The sequence below is a fragment of the Chryseobacterium sp. SSA4.19 genome, from assembly GCF_022601875.1.
Taxonomy (GTDB): Bacteria; Bacteroidota; Bacteroidia; order Flavobacteriales; family Weeksellaceae; genus Chryseobacterium.
Window position 1 is genome coordinate 102173 of record NZ_JAKVIP010000008.1, and the last position, 12773, is coordinate 114945.

At 35.2% G+C, this 12773-nt stretch carries 9 protein-coding genes; all 9 read left to right on the forward strand.

The features are described 5' to 3' along the window. The first annotated feature begins 5 nt into the window (after positions 1–5). The 9 genes from MKJ01_RS07530 to MKJ01_RS07570 all read left to right on the forward strand — a co-directional run bounded on the left by MKJ01_RS07530 (position 6) and on the right by MKJ01_RS07570 (position 12759). Positions 6–4289, forward strand: coding sequence for a hypothetical protein (locus MKJ01_RS07530; protein ID WP_241613020.1), 4284 nt, complete (start codon positions 6–8; stop codon positions 4287–4289). Continuing rightward, entirely contained in the window at positions 4264–5472 is a 1209-nt protein-coding gene (locus tag MKJ01_RS07535; protein WP_241613019.1) for a hypothetical protein, read from the forward strand. The genes MKJ01_RS07530 and MKJ01_RS07535 overlap by 26 nt, the downstream gene beginning before the upstream one ends. 50 nt (positions 5473–5522) lie before the next feature. Then, a complete protein-coding gene (locus tag MKJ01_RS07540) occupies positions 5523–6797 on the forward strand; it encodes a hypothetical protein (RefSeq protein ID WP_241613017.1) in 1275 nt (424 codons plus the stop codon). A gap of 158 nt (positions 6798–6955) precedes the next feature. Next, positions 6956–7978, forward strand: coding sequence for an MAC/perforin domain-containing protein (locus tag MKJ01_RS07545; protein WP_241613015.1), 1023 nt, complete (start codon positions 6956–6958; stop codon positions 7976–7978). A gap of 211 nt (positions 7979–8189) precedes the next feature. Continuing rightward, positions 8190–9437 carry an ornithine--oxo-acid transaminase gene (rocD, locus tag MKJ01_RS07550; RefSeq protein ID WP_241613013.1) on the forward strand — a complete coding sequence of 416 codons (1248 nt, stop codon included), beginning with the start codon at positions 8190–8192 and terminating at the stop codon, positions 9435–9437. 2 nt (positions 9438–9439) lie between these two features. Further along, a complete protein-coding gene (locus tag MKJ01_RS07555; protein WP_241613011.1) occupies positions 9440–10231 on the forward strand; it encodes a glycosyltransferase family 2 protein in 792 nt (263 codons plus the stop codon). After that, positions 10225–10989 carry a polysaccharide deacetylase family protein gene (locus tag MKJ01_RS07560; protein ID WP_241613008.1) on the forward strand — a complete coding sequence of 255 codons (765 nt, stop codon included), beginning with the start codon at positions 10225–10227 and terminating at the stop codon, positions 10987–10989. Before MKJ01_RS07555 ends, MKJ01_RS07560 begins: the two co-directional genes overlap by 7 nt. Positions 10990–11009: 20 nt before the next feature. Then, positions 11010–11774, forward strand: coding sequence for a glycosyltransferase family 2 protein (locus MKJ01_RS07565; protein ID WP_241613006.1), 765 nt, complete (start codon positions 11010–11012; stop codon positions 11772–11774). Between the two features lie 4 nt (positions 11775–11778). Continuing rightward, entirely contained in the window at positions 11779–12759 is a 981-nt protein-coding gene (locus tag MKJ01_RS07570) for a hypothetical protein (protein WP_241613004.1), read from the forward strand. Positions 12760–12773 lie beyond the last annotated feature (14 nt).

Sequence of the window (12773 nt, forward strand, 5' to 3'; positions counted from 1 at the left end):
TTGAAATGGCGAATAAAGGATTTATCATTGTAGAAGGAGCTACTGCATACTGTAGCAGCTCTGTAATCAATAACTCCAAAGGCACCGCTGTTCCAATGGAGGTAAAAAGCCAGAAAAAAAAGCTCGGTAAAAATAAATATTTTGCCCAGAACAAACCTGTAGCTACTTATCTTGATGATAAAGCAGAAAGCTTCGGCGGAGGTAATGGGTTCGGCAACTGTAAGGGATCGGACGGAAAAACATATCCCTGCAAAGGAAAATGCAATCTGAAATATAAAGATTATTATGAAAATGTAGAGTTCAACAAAAGCATGAAAGTACTGCTGGATGTTTCTACAGCTACCTGCCCGGGATATGGCATTCCGGGAACCGTTGCATTTGCCACAACCGGACAGGCCAATAACGTTTCGCAGATTGATGTAAAAGAAGCAGATGAGTTCTCTGTGGCCAACATATCGCCTCAATGGGAAACATCAGGTGCATCTTCCGCTACAACATCAGTGAATTCTATTTCGATGACGCTCCCTGTTCCTGTTTCGAAGCCAAGCGGAATCTATTATTATATCCAACTGCAAAAAAATCCTTTCACTTCTTTTCTAAATCCTTTCTCCACAGATAACCTTACACTGAATGCGCAATTTAAAGGAGATGCCACAAAAATTATATGGGCTCTTTTCAAAGGGGAAGATACCAAAGACAAAATAAAAACCTTTATTGGTCTGGGAAGTGTTTTCAATCAATCAATGGAGAAATTGTTTGAGAATCTGGCAGAAGGAAATTACAGGCTGGAAGCCTACGGAAAAAAAGCGGGTGATAAAAACTGTGCGATCATTATTGAAGTCGTAAAAGATTTCGTTAAAAAAATCATTATTCCGGGAACTTCTAGCCTTGTTAATATTCCGATTCCTGTATCTGTGGAATATAAACTGGCTACAAGTTCAGATCAGATGAAGATCCTGAACAGAAACAATTTAATGCCCTCCGGCACAGCACAATGGCGGATAAAACAGGGCACAACCGTACTTTATAACAGTCATTCAGGAACTTCCTCACCTCATCTTGTTGGCGTATTAAAAACAAGCACAACCGCGACCTTAAGCTTTAAAAATGCAGGAAAATATACAGTAGAAGCATTTACCGATCCCAATGATCCAAAACCGGAATCCGTAGAGATCAAAATTGAAAATACATTAGGGGTAATGGGCGTCAGTGGAGAACCGGGACTCCTCCGGTGTGGGGATATGCTGAAAGTACAGGCATCCAAATTTAATGTGGCTTATCTTCCGGCCGTTGGGAAAACCGTACACTGGTACCTCAAAAAAGAAGGGAAAGGCAGAATAGCAGCATTTGAAAATTCTTCCTCTTTTAAAACCGCCATCATCAATAAAAGAGCTGATGCTTTTCTCAGCCAAGACGCTCAACTTTCCACGGGAGACTATTTAGGAAAATATGTTCTGGAAGCCTATGCGAACCCACTTGGAACAGGAAAACAGCCCGCTTTTACAGGATCAGATACCTTCCATTTTGAGATCATTAAAAATGTGATTGACAAATTCTCACTTCCGACAGGAAATATTCCCAAAGGAACAAAAATAAAATATAGCGCTTCCGCAAGAATTGCAGCATTAACAGGAAATGAAGCGATAAAAATAGAAGTCCCGCCGAATGTTACCGATAATGGAGATGGAACACTTACCTTCAACGAACTGGGTGAGTTTACAATTTCAGCTTATTTAACAGGTACGAATACAGATAATAAAAAAATTGACACGAAAATAAAAGTTTCACAGCCCGCTATAAAAAGAGCACTATGGGCATATGGAACAGGCGTGAAACGTACAGAAACAGGATTCGGAGAAGATACCTACGGCTTTGTCGAAATTGAAGGACTTCAAAATCAAAACCTAAAAGTGAAAGTATGGGTAAAAGGAGAAGGCGATGATTTCTACAAAGAAAAAGAGAAATACATGCTAGAAGAAAAAAGCATAACGCTCAACAATGAAGGCAAAACTTCTTTCCTGATAAATATCAATGAAGATTATAAGAAAAAACTGGACGCTGCCATTCCCAAAACGGCAGAAAACCCTACTCCAAAATACCGCCTGGTATTTACTATAGAACTGCAGGCAGGAACCTCAACAGAAATTGTGCTTCCTACCAATATTTCAATTGAAGGAACACGTCCTGTGGTTATTGATCCTGCCACAACCTATCTGGAAGTATTGGATTCTAACGAAGAACTTATCATTACTTCTGAACAGAAAATTGTTTCCATTATGTTTTCTACTGAAAACGGAAAAGAGCTACAGCGTGAACAGACTTTCTATGGGAAAACCCATAAAATATGGGTGCATACGGTAAATATGACAGAAGAGACTTTGAAAATTGATGTTTTCAAGGAAGTTCCTAAAGAAGGCCTCAATGAAAAAGACCACATTGTATATACCCACGAAAGCAAGGAGACTTACAAAGAAGAAAAAACGGGTAAAGACGGTCTGATAGAAGTTTCTTTTACAGCTAAAGATGAATGGAAAACCCCTCCTAAAAACTTCGATTATTATATTGCACAGGTTTCAAGACAGCTGAAAGATCCTGCTGATCCCAATAAAAAGATCTGGAAAGCTGAAAAAATTCAGGTAACCTTAAACAACACCCTTCCGGCTGATCTTGTACGTACAGAGGATATGGAAAAGCTGGGCATAAAAGCTCATAAAAAAGACGGAACCCCTTTTACACAGGATGAAATGATGGAACTCAGAAAACAGTTTATCTTTTATGAAGCCGGCTGCCTGAAAGTTTCACAGAAAGAAACCCCGGAAGCTATTGATAATGATGTGATGCCCGTAGTAGTGGAAATGGCAGAGGTAAAAAGAGAAGGAGGAGGTTGTCCTCGTTGCAATGAACCGATAACTGCAGATCAATTAAAACAAATATTTCCTAATGCTGATTCCTCAGTACTAACACAGGTTGCTGCTGCCTATACAAAGTATATGAAAGAAATAGGAATGAATACCTGTTGGAACAAAGCACATCTATTCGCTCAGGCAAGAGTTGAATCAGGGACATCTCTTCATATAAAAGACGGAGAAAACTTCAATTGGTATTGGAAAAAATTACCTGGCACTTTTGCTGCATTCAAAACAACAGAAGGAAGAAATAATGCAAAACTTTGGGGACGCGCTGTTGAAAAGCCAGCTATACCAGGAGTATCTCAGGAAAACCAAAAAAATATTGCAAACTGGGCATATTCTCCAACAAGTGCCAAAGGGAAAGAATTAGGCAATACGGAATCTGGAGACGGATGGAACTTTAGAGGTAAAGGTCTTATACAGCTGACCGGAAGAAAGGCGTATGAATATGCCAACACTTATACAAAAAAAGAAGGGGCAGATATTATCGCAGATCCGGATCTAGTGTTAACAAATGTTGCGATTTCTGTAATTTCTTCCATGGCTTTTTTCAAATGGAAAGGAATCAATTCAATCGTAAATGGATCGAAGGATACTTTACCTGTAAGCAAAAAAGTAGGTAAAATGGTAGAAACAAAAGATGAACAGGGAAAAACATCTGACAACTACAAAGAAAAGCAAAAGGCATTTGACGAATTTCCTTCCAAAACATTCAAGACCTCAGAATGTGAATGGGGCAAAGCAGTAGATATCAATCTTGCCGGCAGGAGCCCATGGATGGAAATTGCAATTGCTGAAGCCAAAGTCTATGGTGGTAAAGATGAAGGAACAATCGACAGCAGAATCAAAACTTATCATAAAGACGGAGGAGGAACAGATGCAGGAAGTGGAACAGCATGGTGTGCGTCATTTGTCTGTTGGTGTATTGAGCAAAAAGATCTACCAAGTCCACATTCTGCAGGCTCCAGAATGTTTTTAACAAGTGCCAAAGCTGAAAAATGTGAGGCATTTTTTGGTGCGGTTGCTATATTTTCAGATTGTAATTCTACAGGCACCAATATAGAAACTTCCGGACATGCTACATTTGTTTTTGGAAAACTACCTGGGACAGAAATCTATGCATGTTTGGGGGGAAATCAATCTGATAAACTGAAAATGTCAAGCTATAATTGCAGTGGAAATGTGTTTGTATCATGGAAGGAGAAAAATGGAACAGAACATTATAAAATTTTTAGAGGATTTTATAAACCTAAAGGCTATGTTATTAAAGACATGGATAAATTAAATAACAAAGACAATTATTCATCTGCAGATGAAGCTAGCAAAAAAGCGTTAAATTTAGATATTAAATCAGATGAAAATGGCGAAAGTTCAAGATAAATTTATTATAACAAAGATTTTAATTATTTCCTGTTTTTTCTGTCTAATCCAATGTCAGGAAAAAAGACACGAAGTGATTAATCAACACCTAAAAACCAATAATATGCAAAAAATAGAAATAAGCTCTGTTTTGGCAGAACAATTAAAGAAAGGTGCTGCTGAAGAATACGGAAGTTTTAGCAATTATTCCGAGAAGGACCTTAATTCCTTAATTGAAATTGAAGATTCTTTACTTCAATCCAATGGATACAAAAGTCCTGATAACAATCAGTTTGCTACAAAAGTGGAACAGATTTTTGGCAGAAAAATAGATTACAGTTCAGCTACTAACTTTTTAAAACTTGATACCTCTGACAAATGTGATAAGGAAATAAACTTTGTACCCTTATCTTCAGAACATCAGAATCTATATATATCTAAAAAAAATAAATTCCTTTCCTATTTTTATCCTATTCCTTTAATTATTGACTATCAGAAGCAATACCCTGAACTGAAAAATATTGAAGATAGTCCTATTGATATTGAAACAAACGATGGACCCAATACAATAAAACGCTGGAAAGATATACCTAACTTAAAAGAACAGCAAAAAAAGAATACGCAAACATTGGTTGCCCGTAATATGTATCTGTTTAACGATAATAAAACATATACGACTTGGCTGGTAATACAGGATCCTATCTTCGTGAAGTTATTGGTTAAACAATATGGCTATACGAAAGAACCCAAATTCACTACCCTTGCCATGAATGATTATCTTGAAAAGTATCAGACATCCACTGATATAGGAGATATTATTTTTGTGAAAGATTGTCAGGGAGAATTACAAATACGAACAGAGCTGCTACAATATATTAAAGACCATACTAAATCAGATGAAAATAGATTATTGACAGCCCTGGAAAACTTTGGGTATGCTTTAAAAGATAATACCAATTTCAATAAAGATGAAAAATATAAGATACTGGCATATATAGGTAATATTGTTGACCCTTTTTATCTTGATTTTGCAGGCATTAATTCAGGAAATACAGTTTGGAACGCAGAAAGTATATTATATAATAGCATCATACGTGATAAAAACATTATTTCTGTCTACCAGAAAAATAATTATTATGGATTATCAGACTTAAAGGAAAGTTTAGCCCGGATACAGGGGATCATCGAACATGATTCACAATAATTTTAAATAAAAAATAAGATCTGTTTTTTTCAAAGCAAACAAATTATACAATGAATATTTTATTTTTGGAAATTAAATACCGATTGATCTCAAGTCTCTCATTAACTTTTCTACTCATCCATTCATTGTCTAATGCGCAAACAACTCAAGAAGAAAAAACTTTAGAAAAGCAACTGAAACAAGGATATAAACAGGTATATACAGTTCCTGGCCTAGATATCCCAAAATCAGAAATAACGGAAGATGAATTAAACAGTACCGTAATTTTAGCTAAAGACTTACTTAATTCTGTAGGGTTTAAACCCTTATCTAATCAGGATTTTAATGAGAAGATCAATGCTGTTTTCGGCAGAACTATAGATTATAGATCTGACGCTAAATACTTATATATCAATCTTTTTAACAAGTGTGATAAAAAAATGAATTTCAACCCAAATAATCATACGGATTATCTGGGGACATACATTGCTAAAGATGAAAAGTTTATTACTGACTTCTATTATATTCCTGAACTTGTAGATTATAAAAAAGCTTATCCTGACGTAACGGTAGAAAGCGATTTAAATCCTATATCTAAAAATGAAAAAGGTGAAGAAATAAAAATTTCTTTATGGAAGGATAAAATAAACCTTAGTGAACAACGTAAAAAAAATATCCAGACCCTTATTGCCCGCAACCTATATTTATTCAATAATAGTAAAGCCCAATATAAGTGGCTTGTTCTTAATGACCAATATTTCATGGAAAAATTGGTGAAAACTTTTGGATATACTGACGATTCTGAACTGCTAAAATGGGTAATTCAAAAAACTAAATTTGACAAAAGTAATCCATCAGACTATGGCAAGTTATTCTGGACAAAAGATTGTGATGGAAATGTAAGATTGCACCCTAACACATTTAAATTATTACAAAAATTATATATTCCAAATGACCCTTCAGAGAATAGATTTATTCTGAACAATATTAAAGATTATTTCAACTATTTAGGAAGTCAAGAAAAATCTCAAAATGAGAATCTGACACCAATAGAAAGAATAAAAATAATGTCAAATTTAGCATATTTTGTAGAACAGTATAAATATGATCCGAAATTTGATGAAGATAATAAAATGATGGGGAGACTACGCTTTTTCTTAGGTGATAAAGATATAGAGATTTTAAAAGAGAATAATTATTTCGGGCTCTTAAAATTCAAAGAATGGTGGGACAATGCGGATTACGATGAATATTTTGTAACTCAGTGTGAATATGAAGGATCCTGTGGTTCAGGTTATCAACCTAGGAATTATACAGAATGGAGAAAACAGAATCCTAAAAAATAAGAAAAAAACATAGCCTATTATAGCCTATGTTTTTACTGTATAGCTTTAAAAGTTTCATTAATAATATGGCGGTATCATTTAGGCACATGACTTTTATCACTCCCTGATATTTCTCATCGAATGGATTTAATGCTATTTTTGGTTTCATAAATATTAACATGAAAAAAACAACTTTTATAAGCTTTGCTTTATTAGCAGGACTATCACTTTTGTCATGCTCGGCAGATGAAATCATTCTAGAGGAAAATACTGAAAACTTTAATCACACATCACTTCCGATACACGAAAATTCAAAACAATTCGGATATTATAATGCATTGGGATACGGCTATAATGTGACTGGAGAATATGCTAATGCAAATGCTACAGGGCTAAAAGTAATTGATACCGATAAATTTAAAGCAGAACATCCATCTCGATTAGATGAAGGAGCTATTTTATCTCAAGAATATACAGAGGAATATGGACAAGATGCGACCGCTTATTCAAAAGTACTTTCTGAAAAAGTTACGGCAACTCAACTTTTAAGGATGTATGGCAAAAGCATTTCTTCACCTTTTACTTCCGCTCTAAGCGGTAAAAATTTTAATCCCGAGTATATTTATGGCAACTATAATATTACAATAAAACAAAAAAGATATCGGTTCAATGCCACTGTAGATTTATTAAGTAATTATATAACTTCTAATTTTTCTCAGGATATACAATCTAAAACTCCTGAGCAAATTGTCAATGAATATGGAACCCATGTAGCTACAGATATTTATACAGGTGCAAAAATTGATATTGTTTTCCAGGCAAAAACAACAAACCCTGACCGTGACCGTGCGGCAAGAATTGGAGTAAAAACAGCATCGGGTACTATAAATACATCCGGGACAAATGATATTGACGCTTTGGAAGCATCTAAGAATTATGATAAAAAACTGTATTACAGAACCAGGGGAGGAAATTCATCTGAGGCAATGGCTGGAATTTTTAGCTTCAGCAAAGAAAAACCGACCATTAATATCTCCAAATGGCAGAGTACCTCTACAAAAGAGAATTCAGTATTGGTAGATTTTGGGAGCGATGGTTTGATTATAATTTATGATTTAGTCAAAGATCCGGTCAAAAGAGCAGAGCTGAAACTTTATATTGATGAATATCTCATCAAAAATCAAGTCATATTAGCATCATAATTTAATAAATATCCAAGCCGTTTTCCAAAAACGGCTTAATTATTTTTGTAATAAAGATATTATATCTACAGCAATACTTATGATAGGTAATAATTCCTGAAACGCTTTTGCTTTAGGGCTAAAGATTCTTACTTACCTGTATTTTTCAGCAACTATTTCTGTTAAGCTATCTCATTTATAATACTTACATTTGCCGAAAATCAAAAAATATATGTCAACAGCAGAAATAGTTAAGAATTCACAATATTTTATTGAACTTGAGGATAAATACGGCGCTCATAATTACCACCCTCTTCCGGTTGTTCTTGATAAAGGAGAAGGTGTTTTCGTCTGGGATGTGGAAGGTAAGAAATATTATGATTTTCTTTCCGCCTATTCTGCTGTGAACCAAGGACATTCTCATCCTAAAATCGTAGAGGCCTTGATACACCAGGCTAAAAAGTTAGCTTTAACATCAAGAGCTTTTTATAACTCCAATTTAGGAGAATACGAAAAAAAGATCACCACCCTATTCGGTTTTGATAAAGTTTTGCCTATGAATTCCGGCGCAGAAGCCGTGGAAACAGCGGTAAAATTAGCCAGAAAATGGAGCTATGAAATAAAAGGAATTCCTGAAAACGCAGCGAAAATAATTGTCTGTGAAAATAATTTCCATGGCAGAACCACAACAATCGTTTCCTTCTCCAATGACCCTGATGCCAACCAAAACTACGGACCATTTACACCGGGCTTCATTAAGATTCCCTATAATGATATAGCAGCCTTAGAAGAAGTTTTAGCAAGAGAATCCGGAAATATTGCCGCGTTTCTGGTAGAACCGATTCAGGGAGAAGCAGGGGTATATGTTCCGGATGAATGGTATTTGAAAAATGCCGCAGAAGCATGTAAAAAACATAACGTTTTATTTATTGCTGATGAAGTGCAGACTGGCATTGCAAGAACGGGAAAATTAATCGCCTGCCACCATGAAGATATTCAGCCTGATATCCTGATTTTAGGAAAAGCGTTGTCTGGAGGAATGTATCCTGTTTCAGCGGTTTTGGCGAATAATGAAATCATGAATGTGATCAAACCCGGGCAACATGGTTCTACTTTTGGGGGCAACCCGATTGCCTGTGCGGTGGCAATAGCTGCTTTAGAGGTTGTAGAAGAAGAACAACTTTCTGAAAGGGCTGAAAAATTAGGTCAGCTGTTCAGAGCTGAGATTGAAAAAATTATTGGAAAAAGCAACCTGATCACAAAAGTAAGAGGAAAAGGTTTACTGAATGCCATTCTTATCAATGATTCCCCCGAAAGCTCAACCGCATGGAACCTTTGTTTGCAATTAAAAGAAAACGGCCTTCTGGCCAAACCAACCCACGGAAATATTATCAGACTGGCTCCACCATTGGTCATCACGGAAGAGCAATTGCTGGACTGCGTAAAAATCATTGAGAAGACCGTTTCTGAGTTCAGATAATCATGGGACTTTCTCTTGCTGTCATTACTTACAATGAAGAAGAAAATATTGTAAGATTGTTAGATTTTCTTTCAGACACAGTTGATGAAATTATAGTTGTTGACAGCTATTCAACAGACCGGACCAAAGAAGTCTGCCTACAGAACTATCCGAAAGTAAAATTCTTTGAAAAAAAATTCAATGGGTATGGAGAACAGAAAAACCATGCCCTTGACCTTTGCTCTCAGGAATGGATCTTATTTCTGGATGCTGATGAAGTTCCCGATAAAGAACTCAGGGACTCCATTAAAAATATTGTTAATTCTAAAAAACACGAATGCTCTATTTATAAAATATTATTTAACAATCATTTAGGAATCCACCTGATAAAATACGGTGGCTGGGGAAATATTTCAAGAGAAAGACTGTTCAGAAAAGACTGTGCACGGTATTCTGATGATAAAGTCCATGAATATCTTATTACGGATCAAAAATCCTGTATGCTGACAGGAAAAATCGATCATTACACCTACAAAAGCATCTGCCATCATATCACAAAAATTAATAAATATTCGGATATGATGGCGGAAAAAATGTTTGAAAGAGGCAAGAAATATAAAAACTTTAAGATCATCGTAAGCCCTATTTTTGAATTTATCAAAGTATTTGTATTCAAGCTGGGATTTTTAGACGGTTTTGCCGGATTTTATGTCGCAAAAACAATGTCTTACTATACATTTTTAAAATACATCAAGCTCCGTGAGAGAATAAGGATTATTGAATTGGCTAAAAAGAAAGGAGATACACCATGCTGATCAATGCTGTGATATTGTTAACGATTGCGTTTATCATTATTTATTTTCGCCTGTATCTTTTTCTGTTTCCTAAAAACCGGCTGATCATTTTAATGTATCATCAGATCGAAAAATCAACTTCTGAAGATCTCACCGTAAGCCTGGAAAATATTGAAAAACAATTCGAATATCTAAGCAGGAAAAAATTTACTCCCAAGTTTTTCAGCGAACTGCAGGTTCCATCGAAGAAAAATATCATTATTACTTTCGATGACGGCTATAAAAACAATGGTGACTATCTGCCTTCCTTACTAAAAAAACATAATCTTAAGGCAACCATTTTTATTCCTACAAAATTTATTCAGGAAGGATATAAAGATTATGAAATGATGACTTTTGAAGAAATCCGGAATTTGGATAAGGGTTATTTTGAAATTGCTCTTCACAGCCACAGCCATCAGGATTTCAGGAATATTTCTGCCGATGATGCAGCGAATGACCTTAAAAATAATATGAAGATCCTTGATAGTGAAAGCATTGGATACTCTAAGGTCCTGGCTTATCCTTATGGAAAATATCCAAAAGAAAATACCGGTAAAGCAGCTCTTTGTTCAATACTGAAAAATTTGGACATCATGTCCGCAGTCAGGATCGGTAATAAGGTCAATTATTTCCCTTCACAAAAGCCTTACGAATTGTGCAGGATTGATATAAAGGGCAAAGATTCAATGATACATTTCAAATTAAAACTTATCTTTGGTAGATTAAAACTGTTTTAAGGCAGATAAATTAATTTGGAATGATAGAAAACGTTGTGATCAATGTAAGCGCTTTAATCATAACACATAATGAAGAAAAAAATATGCAGGAAGTACTTGAGTGCTTCGATTTCTGTGAGGAGATCATCGTGGTAGATTCATTCAGTACTGATAACACTGTAGCAATTGCAAAAAAATTCCCAAATGTAAAAGTGATTCAGAACATATTCGAGGATTTTACCAAACAGAGAAATCTGGCGTTGGATGCTGCTAAAAATGACTGGGTGCTTTTTCTTGATGGAGATGAGCGGATTACTCCCGCGCTGAGAAAAGAAATTTTAAAAGAGCTGAATAAAGCGAAGAAAAAAGATGCCTATTACTTTTACAGGAAATTTTATTTTGCTAAAAAACCGATTCATTATTCAGGAACACAGACTGATAAAAATATAAGGCTTTTCAGAAAATCAAAAGCAAGATATACAGCAGGGAAAAAAGTACATGAAACTTTAGAAGTTAACGGAACGATCGGCACATTGAAAAATAAACTTCTTCATTTTTCCGTTAATGATTATGAATCTTATAAAGAAAAAATGATTCACTACGGCATTCTGAAAGGACAGGAACTAGCAGCAAGAGGAAAAAGATTCAATCTTCTGGTCCAGTACTTTAAGACAGCATTCAAATTCTTTAAGGCATACATTTTGCGATTAGGTATCCTGGATGGAAAAGAAGGTTACCAGCTTTCATATCTGCAGTCATTAAGTGTCTTCGAGACCTATGAATCATTAAAAAAACAGCAAAATTGATTGAATGAAAATTTGTGTAATTAGTTTCGATTTTTGGGGATATGATCACTATATTGTTGAAACCTTACAGGCTAAAAATATTGATTCCCATCACATTAAAATAGCTGATATCACCCATGCAAATTTTAGTGAAAGGGCTGCCAATGCAGTAAGTAAAATACTTTTTAACAAAAATCTTAAAACGGAAAAGCGGCAGAAATTCGTGTTGGACTCACTGAAAAACCTGGGACATCAGGACCAGATTCTGATACTCAATCCCGATACCTTTGACCTTTCTACGCTGGAACATATAAAAAAGCAGTCAGACCGGCTGATTACCTATCTTTATGACAGCCTTGACCGGGTTCATGTTGGCCAGGAAAAACTCAGACTGTTTGACAAAGTTTTTTCTTTTGATGTGGCTGATATAGAAAAATATGGATTTGAAAAGCTGACCAATTATATCTATTTGCCTCATATGTCCTGCAATATGCAAAAGCCGGAAACCGATCTTTTTTATATTACCTCATATGATAATAAGAGAATTGCTTTTATAAAATTGCTTACGAAAAGGTTGCTGGAATTAGACCTGAAATTTCGAATCATGGTAATCGGAAAAAAGAGCTGGAAACATCAGCTGAAAAATATTTTCATCGGCATTCCGGAAAATCTTCATATCATATTCAGTATAAAGAAAATAAGCCATACCAAACTTCCTGAATATTACAGAAAATCCCGGGTCCTGCTGGATCTTACACGAGAAAACCAATATGGACTGAGCTTCAGGGTTTTTGAAGCCATGGCTCTGGAAAAAAAAATCATCACAGATAATGCATTGATCAAGAGCTATGATTTTTACAACCCAAATAACATTTTGGTATTAAATGAAAACTGCAGTAATCTTGATAAATCTTTTTTTGAAACTCCTTATGAGAAAGTTCCTGAAGAAATTTATTACCTGTATACATTAGAAAACTGGACAAACAGGGTTTTCCAGTTATCATAAAATATATTTTGAAT